Below are 18,976 nucleotides of genomic sequence, written 5' to 3' on the forward strand. Positions count from 1 at the left end.
TACAAGTCTTGATAAGTGTTATTGCGGTCGGTCGCTATCCGCCACTCCCCTGCTGGCCATTTCAATTGCTCGTTTTACCATATTGCCCGCGTCTCTTGATTTGATGCCTCCCCAACCTTCTCGCTGAACCACATCGTAAAATCCAAGTTCTTTTGCAATTTCTTCTTTTAATTGCTCAGACATTACGCCGTTTCTTCTAGCCATTTAGGTTTCCTCCTTATTAGCTGACGACTGTAGTATGAGCAAGAACAACAAAAAAACACCCTTAACTTCCTATTGAAAGTTAAGAGTGTTTTATTTTAAAAATAAATCAAAAAATGATAAAAGTGCTATTTAATCTCAAATGTTGTGGTGTCTCCACCGTCCAGTATCGTTATTTCAACTGCTTCAGTTAAAATATCCGCATAGCTGTATGATACCCGTTCAAAAGCATTTTCGTCCTGATCAAGTTCCACTACAAATACTGCCCGATACGTGTCACGAAGGATTCCAGCTCTTTCGATCGTTTTTTTACGACCGCCGTTTGCACGAAGGTGCAGACGTTTTCCTAAGTGAGCATCCAATGACTTTTTAATGTCCGCTAATGTTTTTGGCACGTCGCTTCCACCTCACTGTGTATTATCATAACACAGTTAAAAAGTTCTGTCAATTAAAATTTAAATTTTAACAGTTTGAAATCCTCTTTGTCAATCCTTTTATAGCAACTTTTTATTTTTCGACATTCTTTTTTTCTTAAAATAGTCATAACTACAAAATACTCTATTTTTCATTGCTTCCAAACTCTCCGTAAAGCTCATTCGACAGGTTTGCGAACTCTTCAATGGATAAGGTCTCTCCTCTTCTCACTGGGTCAATGCCCGCTTTAGAGAGTGCTTCTACAATTATTTCTTTCTTCGCTTTTCCTTGAGGAAGCGATGTTTGTAAATTATTAAGAATGGTTTTCCTTCTTTGTACGAAGGATCCTCTAGCCACTTTAAACAGAAATTCTTCGTCAATAACTGAAGCAGGAGGTTGTTTTTTTCGAGTTAATCGAAGTACGGCAGACTCGACATTCGGCTGTGGCATAAATACCGTTCTCGGAACAATCATGGAGACTTCTGCATCCATATAGTACTGAATTGCAATAGATAACGAACCATATGCTTTTGTCCCTGGAACAGCAGTTATACGATCTGCGACTTCGTGCTGCATCATAATGACCATTCGCTCGATAGGTACTTTCCCCATTAGGAATTTCATGATGATAGGAGTCGTCACGTAATAAGGAAGGTTTGCGACCACCGTTACTTCGTCTACATCGGCAAAGTGTTCTTCAATGGCTGCATTTAAATCAACTTCCAATATATCTTGGTGAATGACCTTCACGTTTGAGTAAGGAGACAACGTGTCCTCCAAGACAGGCAGCAAACGATCATCAATTTCATAAGCCACCACTTTGCCCGCGGCACGTGCGATGTGTTCAGTCAATGCACCGATTCCCGGCCCGATTTCGATTACACCTGACCGCTTATCGATACCCGCATGATATATAATGTTTTTTAAAATGTTTGGGTCAATTAAAAAGTTCTGACCCAAACTTTTCTTAAAAGAAAACCCATGCTTTTCTAAGATCTCTTTCGTTCGCGCAGGGGTTGCGATGTCCTTCATCATTCTTGTTCCTCCTCGTCTATCGTTAAAAGCGCCTTGATGAGTGTGGCTTCACTAATCCGAAACATCGTGAGTCTTTTTTGCAGTCCTTTACCATTCACTTGACCAATCTGCAGGAGCTCGCTCAAACGATCACGTCTCTTTTTAGCATCAGGATGCCCAATTAACCGTGCTTCAATTAGTAAGTCACGCGATGTTTCTTCTATTGTAGTTGTGTCGACTGTATAGACAGCCTCCAGAGCACTACGAATATCCTCATCGGTTGCATGCTCAATTCCTACCTTTTTTCTGTTTTTTGCAATCGCACGCTCTCTTGTTAGAAATGCATGTTTTACTTCTGGAATTTGCTGTTCAATGATTGCTCGTATTCTTCTTCCGGGATAGTCCGGATCAGTGAATACGATAACACCGCGCGTCTGTTGTGCATGTCGGATTTTAATTAACGTCTCGGGACTGACTGCCGAGCCATTTGTTTCTATAGTATCCGCACCAGTTGCTCTTTTAATTGCAATGGTATCAGATTTTCCTTCGACAACGATTACTTCTTTAATGTCCACTGTATTCCTCTTCCCTAATAACTATGTTGATTTAAAACTTCAGTTGAACTCCACAACATTCCATTTCGTAAGTTTCTGATACTGATTATTCTTCAATTCTACCTACTGTGCGGGCTGTTGTACAGAATACTTCATAATACAAACAATCCGCACAGCCTCATCTGGCCATGCGGATTGTTTTAAAATTTATATAGCAGCTGTGTGTAAGCCGGCTTTAATTTAACACTTTAACCTTAACGGATCGTCTTCCGAATTTTCGTGCTGCTGCATCATTCGGTACGTGCAAGTCAATACGATTGCCTTTAATTGCGCCGCCTGTATCTCCAGCTACGGCATATCCATATCCCTCAACCCAAACCTTTGAACCTAGTGGAATGACGCCTGGATCGACTGCAATTACTTTCAAGTTCGGATTGGCATTAAGATTTATACCAGTTGCTGTAATGCCGCTGCAACCTGTACAGTGCGCTGTATAGGCGGTTGCATTCATATACATTACTTTGCCTGGTTCATTGCCATTTCCACGTGAAACACTCTTTGTGCTAGCGGAAGTCTTAACCGCACCTTTAGCCGCAGTTTTAGCGGTTTTCGCAGTTTTCTTGGTAGCCGCTGATGCATCTGCAAGAACTACTTTTGAACCTACTGAAACGACTTTATTTTTAGGATGTGCGACAACGTGCTCGCGGATTAACTTACGAGAAACTTCTTTCCCATTCTCTTTGACGATTTCGAATCTCTTTCTGACTTTCCCTTTTTCGCCTTCACGAACGACTTTTTCTCGTCCTTTTAGCAAGCTATCGTCAGTACGCTTTTTCACGTCAAAATTCGTCGTCTCTTCCACTACATCGCTAACCTTTTCTACACGAACGATGGACACGACAGATTCCGGTGATAATACTTGGTCCTTATCCCCTTCAATTCTATCCAATTTGCTAAGTTGAATATTTTCGTTCTTTAAAAAGTCAGCGACCGTAGTCGAAGTTGCCCAAACCTTTTTAGACTTCGATCCGTCTTTCAACGTAAATTCAAATGCTTTGTCGATTGTGATTTCACTTTGGTCTCCAACTTTACTATCAAGGCTTGGTTCGACCGAATCATGGTCTGATAATTCTACTCCAGCCTCTGTTAAAATATCTTGTACAGATGACTCTGTTGTCCAAATCGTAGTTGAGTCATCATTCATATTTATTGCAACGGGTTTAGCTTGTTTCCAATCAATCGCCATACCATCTTTGATAGACGTTTCTGCTGAGGGTGAGATGGTGTCGTGCGAACCAATCTCTATATCACGCTTAGCCAGCACATCTTCTACTGTTTTTGCGTGTGTTTTTAATTCCATCGTTTTTCCGTCTGCCTCAATCGTGACGTTTTTCTTAGTACCTTCGTACACGACAAGAGATAGAACAGTAACGAAAATTGCGAGCATCGCGGTAATTGCTGCAACTTTCTTTAACCCCAATGATTGAAAGAATCCGTTTCCCATGTTTCGCTTCGTCATGAAAAATTCTCCTCCTTATTCACTCGGCTGATTATATAGACTCAATTTCTCACTGTCAACTGTTCCAACTTTCCTGTATAGGAATGCCGGAAGTCCCCCTCCCTGAAAGGTCAGGCGATTCTCCCGGCAATAGAATTAGTCGATAGAAAATAATTTCATTGCATTTTGAGTCGTACTCTTAGCCACTTCTTCGAGTGATATTTCTTTTAGTTCCGCAATTTGTTCAGCGACAAGCTTTACAAAAGCAGGTTCGTTTCGCTTCCCTCTATGGGGATGGGGTGCAAGAAAAGGTGCGTCAGTTTCCACTAACAAATACTCGAGTGGAATCTCAACCGCTACTTCTTTTGGCATCCGAGCGTTTTTAAATGTGACAGGTCCTCCAAGTGAAATCAAGAAATTCATCTCAATGCATTGTTTGGCAGTTTCGACACTGCCACTGAAACAATGCATGATTCCACCCGTTATTTCTGCTTCTTCTTCTTGTAAAATACGGACAACATCTGCCGTTGCATCCCGGTTATGAATAATAATTGGCAATTCAACTTTTTGTGCTAACCGGATTTGCTTGCGGAACAGGTCTTGCTGTACTTCCTTGGATGATTTATCCCAATGGTAGTCGAGTCCAGTTTCCCCAATTCCGACGACCTTTGGATGGGCTGCCAACTCTTCAATCCATTTCAAATCTTCTTCCATACAATCGATTGCATCGACAGGATGCCACCCGACAACCGCATAGATGAAGCTATATTGGTCTGCAAGTTCCATTGCTTTTATAATAGTTGGTCTGTCAAACCCGACGACCACCATTCGTTCAACACCCGCATCAAGCGCGCGCTGAATTACTTGCTCTACGTCTTCTTCATATTGGTCTGCATTTAGGTGAACATGAGTATCTATTAACATTGGTTTCGCCTCACATCTAGGTATAGTTTAACTTGGTGTCTTTACATAAACATCGCAATTTCATTACAAAACGATTACAAACAAAAAAACAGCAACGACTTCCCATTGGAAAGCCGTTGCCTATATTATTTCACTTGTGTTCCGTTTGCAAGAGATGTGTCTGCCGTCGCAAGTTTCAACGTTCCGTTTGAAGTTCCAGCTAAAATCATCCCTTGAGACAATTCGCCGCGAAGTTTAACTGGTTTTAAGTTTGCTACGACAATTACTTTCTGACCGATGAGTTGCTCGGGTTTGTAATGTTCCGCAATGCCTGAAACAACTTGACGCTGCTCATATCCAAGGTCCACTTGCAGCTTCAGCAGCTTATCTGCCTTCGGTATTTTCTCACATGCAGTAACGGTTGCAATTCTTAAATCGATAGCATTGAATTCATCGATTGTAATTTCAGGAGCTTCTGCCGCTCCCACTTCCTTTGGCTTTTCTTCTTCCACCTCTTTTGGTGCGGAAACAGCCATCTGTTCTTTAATGTATTGAATCTCAACGTCATTATCTAAACGAGGGAAAATCGGAACGCCTTTTCCAATAACGGTAGTTTGGTTAGGGATTGTATTGAAATCCCCTAAAGAATCCCATGACAACAAGGACTTATCAAGACCAAGCTGCTTTATAATTTTTTCTGGTGATTCTGGCATAAAAGGCTGCAACATTACCGCAATATGTCTCAGTGATTGAACTAGATGGACCATGACGGATGCAAGTTTACCTCGATCTGCATCTTCTTTAGCAAGTACCCAAGGGGAAGTCTCATCAATGTATTTGTTCGTACGTGATACAAGGGACCAAAGTTCAGAAAGCGTGATGCTAAATTGCATCTTTTCAAGCGACTCTTCATATTTCTGTACAGTGGCAGTCATAACTGAACGCAGACTTTCATCAAATTCAGTTGGCTCCGCAAGCTCAACAGGAACTACTCCATCAAAATATTTGTTGATCATCGAAACTGATCGGTTTAATAAGTTTCCAAGGTCATTTGCAAGGTCGTAATTTGTACGTTCTACAAATGATTCTGGAGAGAAAGTGCCGTCCTGGCCAAATGGAAGTTCACGCAATAGGAAGTAACGAGTCGCATCCAGTCCGTAACGTTCAACGAGCATATCCGGATACACTACATTGCCTTTGGATTTAGACATTTTACCATCTTTCATCATAATGAATCCGTGTGCAAAAATCTTTTTTGGTAACGGCAAGTCAAGGGCCATTAAGAAAATTGGCCAGTAAATTGTATGGAATCTAACAATATCTTTTCCGACGACTTGTACGTCTGCAGGCCAATACTTTTTGAATAATGTATCGTCATCTGACATATAACCAAGCGAAGTGATGTAATTCGTTAACGCATCTACCCACACGTAAATAACGTGTTTCGAATCCCCTGGTACTTTAATTCCCCAATCGAACGACATCCTGGAGACAGACAAGTCTTCAAGACCTGGTTTGATGAAGTTGTTGATCATTTCATTTTTACGTGATTCAGGTTCGATGAATCCGGGATGATCTTCATAATATTGAAGAAGACGATCCGAATACTTTTTCATATTAAAGAAATACGACTCTTCTCGAACACGGTCAACTGGACGCCCGCAATCTGGACAATTCCCGTCAACTAGTTGAGTTTCCGTGAAATAAGACTCACACGGCACACATTTCCAACCTTCGTATTCTCCCTTATAGATATCGCCGTTATCCAGAAACTTTTGGAAGATCTTTTCAACGGCACGTTTATGACGCTCTTCCGTTGTTTGGATGAAATCATCATACGTGATGTCCATTAGCTTCCATACTCGTTTTGCATAATCTGCTATATCGTTAACATATTCCTGAGGCGGACGCCCAGCCTCTTCTGCTTTTTCCTGAATTTTTTGACCATGCTCGTCCATTCCCGTCAGAAAGCGGACATCATAGCCACGAAGTCTTTTGTAGCGAGCCAGCGCATCAGATGCCACTGTTGTGTACGCTGTACCAATGTGGAACTTCCCACTTGGATAGTAAATCGGTGTCGTTATATAAAATGTGTTATTTTGTTCAGTCACTGTAATTCCTCCTGTACCCTTATCAATTATTTCATTTTATCGAACTTCTGAAAATTTAGCTACGGTGAGGTGTATAAAGATTGTAACGCATCCTCGAAGCATTCCCTTATACACTATTATTCTAATAGTATTCAATTGTTTTTCACTCAAAGTAATTCCTTATTGCCGAGTGAGTGAATATCTTCATTTAAGATATCCGCTATCCCCTACTATAGAAGATAGCCAACACAAAAACAGCTTATTCCTCTAAGTTAATAGAAGAATAAGCTGCTTGTTAGAAATATAATAGACAGCAGTGGATTTACAAGTACTGCGTTATTGTTTTCCCTTTAGACTTTTTTCAAATTCATTTTTAACACGATGTAGAAGCTCCGCATCTGTTAAAAGTCTATAACCTGTTGAAGCTAGTACCTTGGCTCCTTTAATGAGTGCTTCGTCTCCAACGGGTGACTTTGCAGCTTCCCTAAATTCATCCGTGTGGCCAATCAAGTCATCGGGACCTATCTTTATATAGGGATGTGCTGTGGGAACTTCATAACTGACGTTCCCTGCATCTGTTGATCCTTTACCAATTCTTTTTTCAGTATGGACGACCTCACCAACAGTTTCTAATTCTTCGTGCAAGATTTCATCTAATACCGAATTCAAAACAAAATCTTTTACTTCATTTTGGAATCGTTTAATTTGAACTTCAGCCCCAGTGGCAAGCGACGCACCTTCCGCAATAGCCCGAACCTTAGTAGAAATCTCCACCGTTTTTGACCAAGTCTCAGCACGGATAAAAAATCTTGCTGATGCGTACTCCGGGATAATATTCGGTGCATCCCCGCCATGTGGTATTATTCCGTGGATCCGGACATCTGACGGCAGCTGTTGACGCAGTGCATTTATGCCGTTAAAGAGTTGAATAACTGCATCTAAGGCATTGATACCTTTTTCAGGTGACCCTGAAGCATGAGCAGGCTTCCCGTAGAAGTGGAAGTCAAGCGGGTCAACAGCTAACGTTTCGCTCGTCAATGCGGTTTTTCCTGACGGGTGAATCATGAGCGCGGTATCCACATCTTTTAAGTAACCATGTCTGACAAAGCTTCCCTTTGCGCTACCATTTGGTCCGCCTTCCTCTGCAGGGGTTCCTAAAACAACTATCCGCCCCCCGCTTTCTGGTATCACTTTAGATAAAGCAATACCCGCCGCTACACTAGCAGTACCAATAATATTATGTCCGCACGCATGACCTAATCCAGGCAGCGCATCATACTCAGCAAGATACGCGATAGTCGGCCCTGGTATCCCGCTATCTTTCACTGCGTAAAATGATGTTTCGTGCCCTGCAACAGCCGAGGTCACTTCAAAACCTTCATTTCTTAATAGCTCAACATGCTTCTCGCTAGCAAAGAACTCCTGGTTGCCGATTTCTGGTTTTGCATGGATTGTTTGACTCGTTTGAATGTATAGATCCCGATTGGATTCAATTGAATTGATAATAGTATTAGTATTAGTATTAGAAATTACTGTACTCATAATAGTTTTCCCCCTTTACAGTCCTTCATAGACGTTTAGTAAATCTTCTTTGGTAATGTCTACAACAATGGAGCCACCATTAGTGTCTGCCGCAACCGCTTTTTTCACATCTTCTTCATGATACAATTCTACAATTCGCAAATACGTTTCATTGTCTTTATCCTCAGTTCTCGTAGCAAAGATATTTACATAAGGCAGCGTATTATCATCATCGCTGTCTTCTAAATAGATAGGATCTTTTACGGGATCAAAACCTGCTTGCCCCGCGACTCCATTATTAATAATGGAAGCTGCAACATCCGGTAATACACGTGGGGTTTGTTGGGCCACTATTGGGTAAATGTCGAGCTTCTTCGGGTTTTCAACAATCTTTGATGGGTCTCCGAACAATCCAAAATCGTCTGCTAGTTTTATCAGCCCTGTGGATTCTAGTAATTTCAAAGCACGCGCTTGGTTCGATGGATCATCCGGAATTGCGATACGCGCCCCATCTTCAATGTCATCAATTGTTTTTAGTTTTTCTGAGTAAATGCCCATAGGTGCAATGACTGTAGCGCCAATCGGAGCTAAGTCGGCCTTATTTTCTTTTGTGAACTGACTTAAAAATGCAATGTGCTGAAAAGAATTTACGTCAATATCTCCATTTGCCAATGCTTGGTTCGGTAAGGTGTAATCTGCAAACTCTATGAGTTCAATTTCAATACCTTCCGCTTTAGCTTTCTCTTTTAGAATTGGCCATACTTCACCATCTGTCCCCGTCACACCTATTCTTACTTTTTTCGAATCCTTTTCTTCTCCCGATGATTTTTGGCTGCATGCTCCTAGTGTTAATAAAAGTAAGACAGTTCCTAAATAGATTAATGCTTTTTTCATTTATAATCGCCTCCAAGTATGTGTTAAATAAAATGCTAACGTCTCATAACTTTTCTAGAGAACGTGTTCCCTATCCATTGAGCAACTTGAACTAAAATAATAAGAATCACTACTGTAACCAGCATGACACTTCCATCAAAACGCTGATATCCGTACGTCATCGCAACGTGCCCCAATCCTCCTCCGCCGACAGTACCTGCCATAGCCGAGAAGTCGATTAAACTAATGGTCACGAAGGTTAACCCGAGAATTAGGGGACCAAGCGCTTCTGGTATTAGAACTGTGAAAATGATTTGAAAAGGGCTCGCTCCCATTGCTTTAGCTGCTTCAACAACACCCGGCTCTATTCCGACTAGATTATTTTCTACGATTCTCGCGATTCCGAATGAAGCTGCGATTGTCATTGGAAAAATTGCCGCCCATGTCCCGATTGTAGAACCTACAACCGCTCTTGTTACAGGACTCAGTGCAACAAGAAATATGATGAATGGGATTGGACGTATGATATTGATAAGGATATTCAAGGTCTGAAACAGCCATTGTTTTTCTAAAATATTTCCTTTTCTCGTTACGTAAAGCAGTAAACCGATACTGATTCCTAAAATCGAGCCAAAGATGAGCGTTGCAATGACCATGAGGACTGTCTCACCTGTCGATTCTATAATTCTTGGCCAAAATGTGGTCCAATCAACTTTCATGAACAGCAACCTCCTCAATTTCCACGGTTTCTCTCAATGCAGTAAGTAGCAGGTCTACTGCATGCCTATCTCCATCAAATGAAACTAACAAATTCCCAAAAAATTTCTCTTGCAGTTCACGAATAGAACCATACACAATATTGAAATTTACTCCGAATTGCTGTGTAAGTCTGGAAAGAACAGGATCACTCGCTACTTCACCTTTAAAAATGACACGATACAGTTTTCTTCCTCCCTTAGCACGCCACTCTTTAAGTAATGCATCGGAGGGGAGATCCTGCTGTACAGACTGGATGAAACGCCGTGTAGTCGAGTGCTGTGGATTTGTAAATGTGTCGAAAACAGATCCTGTTTCAATTACTTCTCCATCTTCCATCACAGCAACACGATCACATATTTCTTGAATGACGTGCATTTCATGTGTGATCAATAAAATCGTGATCCCAAGTTCCTTGTTCACCTTTTTTAAAAGCCTAAGAATATCTGCTGTCGTATCCGGATCTAAGGCTGAAGTCGCCTCATCGCAAATCAATATATCTGGTGATGTCGCCAAAGCCCTTGCAATTCCTACACGCTGCTTTTGACCGCCTGAAAGTTGCTCAGGGTAATCGTTCGCTTTGTCAGACAGTCCGACAAAGCTCAATAACTCCGTTACTCGCGCGTTTATTTCTTTCTTAGGTACGCCGCCTAGTTTAAGCGGGTAGGCTACATTCCCCGCAACTGTTCGGGATGTAAACAAATTAAAGTTTTGAAAGATCATACCGATCCGACGTCTAAGCTTTCTTAATTCTTTTTGCGAAAGAGAGGCAAGATCTACTCCTTGCACTTGAATTGCCCCTGCGGTTGGGCGCTCCAGCATATTAACGAGACGCAGTAATGTGCTTTTCCCTGCACCGCTGAACCCGATGATGCCAAAGATCTCTCCCTGTGCAACGGACAGGCTCACATTATTAACTGCCGTTACTTCTCGCTTTCCGATTTGAAATGTTTTCGCTGCTTGTTTGAATTCAATCACGCTGGATTCTCCTTTTCTTGTTGAAATGATTCTGTGCAGCAATGAGTGCAGTCATCGAACTTTCTTTTGGTTGAACGAAAAAAGCCCTCTTTTTTCTCATTAAAACGAGAAAAAAGAGGGCTTCAATATAATTTGAAACCATCTCAGTTCTCATCTTCCAAATGCACAATGCATTTGCAGGAATTGGCACAGTGTTCACGTGTAGTGAACCCGCTGCCGAGATGTCATAGGGCCTGCCCCTCGATCTCTCTGGATAAGAAAGTGATGTATTGCTATTCGATTGTCGCAAGAATTGTTTTCAACTATAAATTGAATCCCTAGGGAAGTCAACCTCTTTTTAATTTTTAAATAATTGTTAGCAAAAATTACTCTTTTGCCTCAAGTCTGTAATTTTGATTCATGTTTGTGTGTAATTTCCATGTATCTATTATTCATTTAATAGTTTATGGCTTTCTTTATTGACGTTAATTGGAAGACTTGGTATGATAATAAACAGACAAGAGAAAAATGTCGAAATTTGACGAATCACAATTACTATTTAGGAGGAAACCGGATATGAAATCTACTGGAATCGTACGTAAGGTCGACGAACTTGGCCGTGTAGTTATCCCTATCGAATTACGTCGAACTCTCGGCATAGCACAAAAAGATGCACTAGAAATCTACGTGGATGATGACAAAATCATCTTAAAAAAATACATGCCAAACATGACTTGTTCAGTAACTGGAGAAGTATCAGATGACAATTTGACACTGATTGATGGTAAATTAATTTTAAGTCCCGAAGGTGCAAAGCAGCTTATCGCTGAAATCGAAGGAAAAATGTCTTGATTTAATGGTTTTATTTGAATAACATCTATCCCTACTTAAGTAGGGATAGATGTTATTTTTTCAATCGATATGATAGGCTTGATATACTTCTCTTTTACTCACGCCTCGTTCTGTTGCCGCTTCACGAATTGCCTCTTTTGAAGAACACCCTCGTTGCTCCATTAGCTGTTGTACATGTTCAACAGCAGACAGTTCGCTCCACCACTCTTCTTCTTGAGCTTCCGCTTCAGCCGAACCTTCAACAACTAAGCAAAACTCCCCACGGATTTCTGTCGATTCTGCCCAATCTAGCGCTTCTTCAATGGTACCTCTAATGAATTCTTCATATCGCTTCGTTAATTCTCTAGCTAATGTAATGCGACGGTCAGGACCGAATTGTTCTTCCAACGCGCGAAGTGTCTCTTTTAATCTGTGAGGTGCCTCGTAAAAAAGCAAGGTTTCTTGCCGATTTCTTAAAGATTCCAATTGAACACGGCGTTTTTTCTTCTGTCTGTCTAAAAATCCATAAAACAGGAAAGGTTGAGCAGAAATCCCGGATGCCACTAAGGCACTTATTGCAGCATTTGGTCCCGGCACAGGGATAACCGCATATCCTTCCGCAATCGCTTTCTCTGCAATGTCTGCGCCAGGGTCTGAGATGCAAGGCATACCCGCGTCGCTAACGAGTGCAACAGTCTTCCCTTGTGCAAGCAGCTCTAAAATTTTTCGTCCGCCTACTTCAATATTATGTTCGTGATAACTCATGAACGGCGTGTTAATATCGAAATGATTGGAGAGCTTAACGGTATTCCTCGTATCTTCTGCCGCTATTAAGTCAGCTTCTTGAAGAATGCGTATCGCACGGTAGCTCATGTCCTCTAAGTTGCCAATTGGCGTACCTACTAAATATAAGGCACCCTGCTGGAATTCAGCACTTTTTTGCGTAATCATTTGTCTGCCTCCCCTCGCTTCAAATATTTTTCTTTTGCAATGCGAGTCAGTTGTTTAAATCTGTACTCTGCCTGCATTGCTTCTCGCTTCGTTTCGAAACTTTCCTGATGGATACATCGAACAGGGCCTCTTGCTCTCGTATACTTTGCACCCTTGCCTGCATTATGCATCGAAACTCTGCGATCTAAATCCGTTGTATATCCTCCGTAAAAGGAGCCATCGTTGCATTCGAGCACGTAAAAGAAATGATCAGGCTTCTGTTCCATACAACAAAGTCCTCACTTCTTCTGTATAGGTACCGTCATTCTTATAAACATACAGTGGTGGAAGAACTTTAAGATCTGGCTTACCGTCCTTCGTCCCTTCAATCAGCAGCATATTTGCTTCTTTGCCTTCTTTTGGATACACAAATCGGATACGTTTTGGCTCTAGTCGATTCGCTCGCATGGATGTAACAATATCAAGAAGTCGACCTGGACGATGAACAAATGCAGCTTTCCCACCTTGCTTAAGTAGTTCACTAGCGGAGCGTATTGCCTGATCCAGGTTCAGCTTCACTTCATGGCGAGCAATCGTCAAAGGTTCTTTTTTATTTGTTTCACTCAGTTCATTTGCTTTAAAATACGGTGGATTGCATGTAACAACGTCGTATTTGTCATACCCTATCTTCGCAGCGATTCCGATTACATCGTCACATAACATCGTAATTTGACGATCCAAGTTATTGTAAGATATACTCCGGGTCGCCATGTCTGCCAGCTGTTCTTGAAGTTCTATCGCTGTAATTTCAGCAGAGGTGCGAGCACTTAAAAAAAGTGGTATTGCTCCATTTCCTGAACACAAATCTACAATTTTACCTTGTCTAATCGGCATATATGCAAATCGTGCCAGCAAAACTGCATCCAACGAAAAAGAAAAAACAGAAGGGCTTTGGATAATTTTCAAATTCTCTGCGAGTAAGTAATCAAGGCGTTCATCGCCCTGTAATTCTATTGGTTCCATCAGATACTCCTTTTAAAATAATATAGCCTCTCTAATATAGAAAAGCCGATTCCTAAATACTAATAGGGATCGGCTAAAATTCACAAATTTTGTTTACTTAAAAACGAGAGACAAAACAGGCAGTCTTCACCTTTTCGTGTACTGCCATAATGGACGTTACACACGTGAAATCCTTCATTATAAATGCGAGCTAAATTGTCTACGCCTTCGCCAACGTCTGCTCGCTGCGAACGTTCATCAGCTTTCTTATCGGCAGCGATTTTAGTTTGCTGATCCAACTCATCCAGACGGGCACGCAGATGATGGTTCTCAAGTTGAAGTGAATGGTTCTCTTCCGTCATCTTGGCTACAAAACCGATAATCTCACGGAATTGCTTATGCATAGAGTCCAGTTGTTGTTCGTATTCGATTACCTTATCGAGAAAGTTCCCTTCTTTCAACTTCGTCACCTCACCACTTCATCAATTAACGGGCTGTCCCGTCTTCTCCGACAGTTCTTCCCAAGAGTATTCAAGTGTTTGGTCTTGGTCACTTAACTTCACTTTTAGTAAACGTTCTAGTAAGTTTAAACCGACTACTTTTCCTGAACCATCTGGTGTTTCAATTCTTGTTCCAATATCAGGCATTAGTGCTTTAGCTTCCTCATACTCGTCATTCTCATACTTCAAACAGCACATTAACCTTCCGCATAGTCCAGAAATCTTTGAAGGATTCAATGAAAGATTTTGATCTTTTGCCATTTTGATAGATACGGGTTCGAAATCACCGAGGAATGTAGAGCAGCAAAGCATTCTTCCACAAGGACCAATTCCACCAAGCATTTTCGCTTCATCTCGCACACCGATCTGACGCAACTCGATTCTTGTTCTAAAAATAGAGGCTAAATCCTTCACTAAGTTTCTAAAGTCCACTCGGCCTTCTGCTGTAAAATAGAAAATTACTTTATTTCGATCAAATGTATATTCTACATCGACGAGTTTCATATCTAACTTATGTTCATTAATTTTTTCAACACAAGTAGTAAAGGCTTTGTTAGCATCAAGCTGGTTCTCTTCTACTTTGTCTTTGTCCTCAGTACTTGCAGGACGAATGACCTTTTTCAAAGGCAGTACTAAGTCCGAACCATCCATATCCACCATCATACTAACTACTTTTCCATATTCCGTGCCCCGGGCAGATTCGACGATTACATAATCGTCAACTTTCAAGTCATAGTCCATTGGGTCAAAATAATGTATTTTACCCGCTTTTTTAAAGCGGACTCCTGCAACGTTATACAACGAATAACCCCTCCTGCATACTGAGCACCAATTGCTCCATTAATAGCGTACGGTGCATATTACGATGCAATTGTTTTTTCGCCTGCAATATTACTTCCAACACCGCAGATAACTGATCATACGTCATTTTCATAGCAAGGCTCGTTATGAACTCATCTAGATCTGGATATGCGGGTATTGCAGACAGCCCTGCTTTCTTCGCCACAATATCACGGTAAATGTACATTAGCAAGTCCAGCCCCATCTCCGTGTCTTCTTTTTCTTTGAGAAACGGACCCCACTCGGACTGTATAAGCAATAATGCGTCTGTTACGTGATGATCGACAGCTTGAACTAATTTTACCACTGTTTTTCGCAACTGTAAAAACTGCTCATCAGCGGAAAGCTCAGTTGCTCGATTTGCATCTGCTGTGAGGGATGTTACGGTAGCTGCAATTGAAGGTGAAATCCCTTGGGATTTCAACGTTTCAATCATTTGTTCACGTTTTGGTGGAAGAAATGATATACGCTGGCATCTAGACTGAATCGTGGGTAATACCATGTGATAAGCATCTGTCAGCAGGATTGCCGTCACAGCACCTTCAGGTTCTTCGAGAAATTTGAGCAGTGCATTAGCTGCTGCTGTATTCATCCGATGGGCTCTCTCAATTATATAAATACGTCGTCCACTCTCATAACCCTTTTTTGTCATGACAGAAAGTAATGCTGACATTTGGTCTTTTTTAATATCCTGTCCGTCGGGTTCAATTGTCAAGATGTTCGGGTGATTCTGCGAAGCCACACGCTTACAAGCACTGCATGTTCCACATGGAACATTTTCGACTGCATTTTCACACAGTACTAATTGAGCAAAATATAGCGCTGCATCGTGTTTTCCAATGCCTATTTCTCCATCGAACAAATAGGCATGTCCGATACGATGGTTGCGGTAGGCAGCACTGAATCTAGCAGCAATCGCCGGTTGTTCAGTTATAAGTCGACTTTTAAACTGTTTCTCCATATACTGCCTCCTCTGAGAAATTTATAAAAAGCGTTCTCTTGAACAATATGAGTCTTAACTGTTTCTTCTTATGGCCAGAAGTACTTAAAATCATGAATCCACAGCGCGTTTCGTATAAAAAAGACGCTTTCTCTACTATCAGAAAACGTCCTCATGTATATAGATTGATGAGAAGTCCCTTTATTTCACCAATTTTAGCCAGAAGGTCTACGGAAGACTCCTCGTCTATTAGCAGTTGTTCAGACAGTTCAATCAACTTTTGATCGATCGTCTCGACAATCTTTAGACGTCTTCCCTCTCCATATTGGTTCCACGTATGAGACTGTTTCAAGCCAAGCCCTGTTTCGACGGACTCTTTCAGAAACCGTTTAATAAGCATTTTAAATTTCGCCATGTCCCTTAAGTTGCGAGACCGGGCCAGCCGGTCACCCGCTGTGGAGATATCACCTAATAAGCGCGAAATTTGTTCTCCATGCAGGCGTGATTCTTGTTTTTGAATCATTTGACCAAACCGCTCTCCTCCTAGAGGAGATTTTAACGGGTCATTGCGCATTTTCTCAAGACCCGCTCTATACTCGTTATTCACTTTCATTTGAATTCACTCCGATGTAGATCAGAAATGACGGAACTGTTCAATTGGCAGAACAAAAACAGTTGCTCCACCGACTTCAACTTCAACCGGATATGGAATGTAGGAGTCCGCATTGCCGCCCATTGGTGAGACAGGTGCTACCATCTGATCGCGCGAACGGCAGTTATCTCGAATCAGGTCTAAACACTTTGGCACAAGACTATCGTCTGTACCAATTAAGAAAGTCGTGTTCCCTGATTTCAAAAAACCACCTGTACTCGCCAATTTGGTTGCACGAAAGTCACCCTTCGTCAATGCCGATGAAAGTCGGTTACTATCTTGGTCTTGTACTACAGCCACTATAAGTTTCACGGGTATCTCTCCTTTTCCGCTTTCTTTCATTATACCATGAAATGGTTCAAGAAATGAACGATGCAACTCTTTCCCAAACAATCTCAGTTACAGCTTTTACCGAGCCTGTTGCATCTATAGTTTCAATTCGCTCTGGAAAACGTTTTCGAACAAGTCGATATCCTTCGCAGACGTCCTTATGAAATTGCAATGCTTCATTATCCAAGCGGTTTTGTTCTCGATCACCACTTGCTGCAATTCTTGCTAAGCCTTCTTCAGGAGGAAGGTCAAAGTAAAGGGTATGCTGCGGCATTACACCGTTGATGGCAAACTCGTTAATAGCGAGCACCTCATCGATTCCTAAACCTCTTGCATATCCTTGATAAGCTAGTGAGCTGTCAACGAAACGATCGCACAAAACAATCGCTCCATCTTCTAGAGCGGGCACAACCTTCTCTGTAAGATGCTGACGTCTGGCAGCTGCATAGAGTAATGCCTCTGTTCTTCCGTCCATCTCTTCATGATCATTATCCAAAATAATTGTTCTGATCTTTTCTGCAATCCTGATGCCGCCTGGTTCCCTAGTTAACACGGAGTGCTTTCCGAGCTGTTGCAGTCTATGATGAATCTCTTTGATCACCGTTGTTTTCCCAGCGCCTTCAGGTCCTTCGAATGTGATAAATATTCCTTTAGTCATGGACATCTTCTCCTTGTACGTTCAAAACTTCAAATTCAATAGTATGTCCATCAGATTTTACCCCGCCTTGAAACTTCGCGCCTGCTTCCAGCATTCGTCGAATGTCCTGAACTTGTTGTTCGTTTAACAACTCTCCGTTAAGAACAAGAGGAATCCCCGGTGGATATGGAATAATGGGTGAAGCTGCTTGCCGTCCAATCGCTAACTCACAGACAACCCACTGTGTATCTTTTTTAGGTTGACTACTTGTTGTAATCACTAGTTTATGTGAACTTTCATTAAATGATTCATCCGTTTTGCTTGGTTGAGATGATTCAACTTTCATGTTTTTAACAGCGGTGGCAATGTCCTTGCAAATAGATTCTATTGGGTACGATTCATTTTTTACGACAAGCGGGAGAACAAAAAGTACTTGGCGCTCATCCGCAAGCTCTGTATAGATTCCACCTTGTTCCAGTGTTTGCTGCAGCTTATACCCCGATGCTTCTTTTTGGCGCAGTAAAATCTTCAGTGGATCTTCAGTCTCAATCACTTCCAGCGTCTCAATCTTATTAAGCTGTTGAATGAAAACCTGACGCCATGTCAAAAACTCTTGTTTGTCCCCTTCTGAGTAATTTGCAATCAGTTCGCGCGCATCATCTAAAGAAGCGAGTAACAGATAAGACGGACTACTGGTTTGAAGCATGGAGAGCAATCGCGCTAATCGTGTAACGTCTACCAAATCGGACTTCACGTGTAAAAATGAAGCTTGAGTCATCGCTGATAACGTTTTGTGAGCAGATTGCACCGTGATATCTACGCCCAAATCGAGTGCGGATGGAGGAAAAGGAGCCCCTGCAACGAAATGAGCGCCATGTGCTTCATCCACCAAGACAGGTATATTTTGTTCATGTGCGCTTTCTGTGATTTGAGACAGTTCTGTACCTGTTGTCCCATAATAAGTCGGATAGGTTATGAAAACTCCTTTTGCCTCGGGATGCTTGTCTAACGCGTCTTTGACAGTAGCCAATGAAACAGCACCTGCTGTGCATGTCCGCTCGTCCCATTCTGGTGTTAACAACACGGCATGCGCACCCGCCAGCTCCATCGCATGAAATACCGATTTGTGTGCGTTACGCTGAACTAATAATGTATCGCCAGGTTCACAGATTGTCCGAATCATTGCTAAGTTCCCTACAGTCGATCCATTCACGAGAAAGTAACTGCATTCTGCTCCGTAAGTATCCGCTAGTAACATTTGTGCTTCTGCCAGTATTTCGGTCGGAGCATGTAAATCATCCAGTCCCGCTAACTCTGTAACATCATATCGAAGTGCTTCTTTCATTCCCAATGGGAGATTTGAAAGCATCCCGTGTTTGTGTCCAGGGACATGGAATGATATCGGGCGGGAGGCTTGAAACTTTTCTAAAGCCTCGACTACAGGCTTTCTATTCTGGTTCATCATTTCTCACCTCTTTCTAAAGAATTTGTTTCTTCTGCTTGTTCTATGTAAAAAAGTCAGCGCGGCATTCG

At 41.8% G+C, this 18,976-nt stretch carries 22 protein-coding genes and 1 riboswitch; of the genes, 1 reads left to right on the plus strand and 21 read right to left on the minus strand.

What is annotated here, in order from left to right; translation table 11 throughout:
- Nucleotides 1–18: 18 nt before the first annotated feature.
- The 11 genes from QT716_RS15280 to QT716_RS15330 all read right to left on the minus strand — a co-directional run bounded on the left by QT716_RS15280 (nt 19) and on the right by QT716_RS15330 (nt 10,802).
- A complete protein-coding gene (locus QT716_RS15280; RefSeq protein WP_317937010.1) occupies nt 19–204 on the minus strand; it encodes a small, acid-soluble spore protein, alpha/beta type in 186 nt (61 codons plus the stop codon).
- 125 nt (nt 205–329) lie between these two features.
- Nucleotides 330–596, minus strand: coding sequence for a biofilm formation stimulator Veg (gene veg, locus QT716_RS15285; RefSeq protein ID WP_317937011.1), 267 nt, complete (start codon nt 594–596; stop codon nt 330–332).
- A gap of 163 nt (nt 597–759) precedes the next feature.
- Complete coding sequence (rsmA, locus tag QT716_RS15290; RefSeq protein WP_317937012.1) at nt 760–1,650, minus strand: 16S rRNA (adenine(1518)-N(6)/adenine(1519)-N(6))-dimethyltransferase RsmA; 891 nt, start codon at nt 1,648–1,650, stop codon at nt 760–762.
- Nucleotides 1,647–2,204 carry a ribonuclease M5 gene (gene rnmV / locus QT716_RS15295; protein ID WP_317937013.1) on the minus strand — a complete coding sequence of 186 codons (558 nt, stop codon included), beginning with the start codon at nt 2,202–2,204 and terminating at the stop codon, nt 1,647–1,649. Before rnmV ends, rsmA begins: the two co-directional genes overlap by 4 nt.
- A gap of 214 nt (nt 2,205–2,418) precedes the next feature.
- Nucleotides 2,419–3,702, minus strand: coding sequence for a ubiquitin-like domain-containing protein (locus QT716_RS15300; RefSeq protein ID WP_317937014.1), 1,284 nt, complete (start codon nt 3,700–3,702; stop codon nt 2,419–2,421).
- 135 nt (nt 3,703–3,837) lie between these two features.
- On the minus strand, nt 3,838–4,605 hold the full coding sequence (locus tag QT716_RS15305; protein ID WP_317937015.1) for a TatD family hydrolase: 768 nt from the start codon (nt 4,603–4,605) through the stop codon (nt 3,838–3,840).
- Nucleotides 4,606–4,730: 125 nt separating this feature from the next.
- On the minus strand, nt 4,731–6,695 hold the full coding sequence (metG, locus tag QT716_RS15310; RefSeq protein WP_317937017.1) for a methionine--tRNA ligase: 1,965 nt from the start codon (nt 6,693–6,695) through the stop codon (nt 4,731–4,733).
- Nucleotides 6,696–7,010: 315 nt separating this feature from the next.
- Nucleotides 7,011–8,216: a M20 family metallopeptidase gene (locus tag QT716_RS15315; RefSeq protein ID WP_317937019.1), complete on the minus strand. Its 1,206-nt coding sequence runs from the start codon at nt 8,214–8,216 to the stop codon at nt 7,011–7,013.
- Nucleotides 8,217–8,231: 15 nt separating this feature from the next.
- The gene (locus tag QT716_RS15320) at nt 8,232–9,089 is read right to left on the minus strand and encodes a MetQ/NlpA family ABC transporter substrate-binding protein (RefSeq protein WP_317937020.1); all 858 of its coding nucleotides are present in this window, start codon (nt 9,087–9,089) and stop codon (nt 8,232–8,234) included.
- 35 nt (nt 9,090–9,124) lie between these two features.
- Nucleotides 9,125–9,787: a methionine ABC transporter permease gene (locus QT716_RS15325; RefSeq protein WP_317937022.1), complete on the minus strand. Its 663-nt coding sequence runs from the start codon at nt 9,785–9,787 to the stop codon at nt 9,125–9,127.
- The gene (locus tag QT716_RS15330) at nt 9,777–10,802 is read right to left on the minus strand and encodes a methionine ABC transporter ATP-binding protein (RefSeq protein ID WP_317937024.1); all 1,026 of its coding nucleotides are present in this window, start codon (nt 10,800–10,802) and stop codon (nt 9,777–9,779) included. Before QT716_RS15330 ends, QT716_RS15325 begins: the two co-directional genes overlap by 11 nt.
- A 147-nt stretch (nt 10,803–10,949) precedes the next feature.
- Nucleotides 10,950–11,062: riboswitch (SAM riboswitch) on the minus strand.
- A gap of 295 nt (nt 11,063–11,357) precedes the next feature.
- On the opposite strand from QT716_RS15330, the gene QT716_RS15335 reads away from it, so the two are divergent.
- Nucleotides 11,358–11,633, plus strand: coding sequence for an AbrB/MazE/SpoVT family DNA-binding domain-containing protein (locus tag QT716_RS15335; protein ID WP_125102737.1), 276 nt, complete (start codon nt 11,358–11,360; stop codon nt 11,631–11,633).
- Nucleotides 11,634–11,693: 60 nt separating this feature from the next.
- Here the strand turns inward: QT716_RS15335 and rsmI are convergent, their stop codons facing one another.
- From rsmI to QT716_RS15385, 10 genes are all read right to left on the minus strand, one after another.
- A complete protein-coding gene (gene rsmI / locus QT716_RS15340; protein WP_317937025.1) occupies nt 11,694–12,563 on the minus strand; it encodes a 16S rRNA (cytidine(1402)-2'-O)-methyltransferase in 870 nt (289 codons plus the stop codon).
- Complete coding sequence (locus QT716_RS15345; protein ID WP_317937026.1) at nt 12,560–12,829, minus strand: GIY-YIG nuclease family protein; 270 nt, start codon at nt 12,827–12,829, stop codon at nt 12,560–12,562. The genes rsmI and QT716_RS15345 overlap by 4 nt, the downstream gene beginning before the upstream one ends.
- Nucleotides 12,813–13,565: a tRNA1(Val) (adenine(37)-N6)-methyltransferase gene (locus QT716_RS15350; protein WP_317937027.1), complete on the minus strand. Its 753-nt coding sequence runs from the start codon at nt 13,563–13,565 to the stop codon at nt 12,813–12,815. The genes QT716_RS15345 and QT716_RS15350 overlap by 17 nt, the downstream gene beginning before the upstream one ends.
- Nucleotides 13,566–13,645: 80 nt before the next feature.
- A complete protein-coding gene (gene yabA / locus QT716_RS15355; RefSeq protein WP_317937060.1) occupies nt 13,646–14,005 on the minus strand; it encodes a DNA replication initiation control protein YabA in 360 nt (119 codons plus the stop codon).
- Nucleotides 14,006–14,026: 21 nt separating this feature from the next.
- On the minus strand, nt 14,027–14,845 hold the full coding sequence (locus QT716_RS15360; protein WP_317937028.1) for a PSP1 domain-containing protein: 819 nt from the start codon (nt 14,843–14,845) through the stop codon (nt 14,027–14,029).
- Complete coding sequence (gene holB / locus QT716_RS15365) at nt 14,838–15,845, minus strand: DNA polymerase III subunit delta' (RefSeq protein WP_317937029.1); 1,008 nt, start codon at nt 15,843–15,845, stop codon at nt 14,838–14,840. Before holB ends, QT716_RS15360 begins: the two co-directional genes overlap by 8 nt.
- A gap of 151 nt (nt 15,846–15,996) precedes the next feature.
- Nucleotides 15,997–16,437: a YaaR family protein gene (locus tag QT716_RS15370; protein ID WP_317937030.1), complete on the minus strand. Its 441-nt coding sequence runs from the start codon at nt 16,435–16,437 to the stop codon at nt 15,997–15,999.
- Nucleotides 16,438–16,458: 21 nt separating this feature from the next.
- A complete protein-coding gene (locus QT716_RS15375; RefSeq protein ID WP_040285226.1) occupies nt 16,459–16,788 on the minus strand; it encodes a cyclic-di-AMP receptor in 330 nt (109 codons plus the stop codon).
- A gap of 46 nt (nt 16,789–16,834) precedes the next feature.
- On the minus strand, nt 16,835–17,464 hold the full coding sequence (tmk, locus tag QT716_RS15380) for a dTMP kinase (protein ID WP_317937031.1): 630 nt from the start codon (nt 17,462–17,464) through the stop codon (nt 16,835–16,837).
- Complete coding sequence (locus QT716_RS15385) at nt 17,457–18,908, minus strand: aminotransferase class I/II-fold pyridoxal phosphate-dependent enzyme (RefSeq protein ID WP_317937032.1); 1,452 nt, start codon at nt 18,906–18,908, stop codon at nt 17,457–17,459. Before QT716_RS15385 ends, tmk begins: the two co-directional genes overlap by 8 nt.
- Nucleotides 18,909–18,976: the final 68 nt, after the last annotated feature.

The sequence above is a fragment of the Sporosarcina aquimarina genome, from assembly GCF_033253705.1.
Lineage (GTDB): Bacteria > Bacillota > Bacilli > Bacillales_A > Planococcaceae > Sporosarcina > Sporosarcina aquimarina.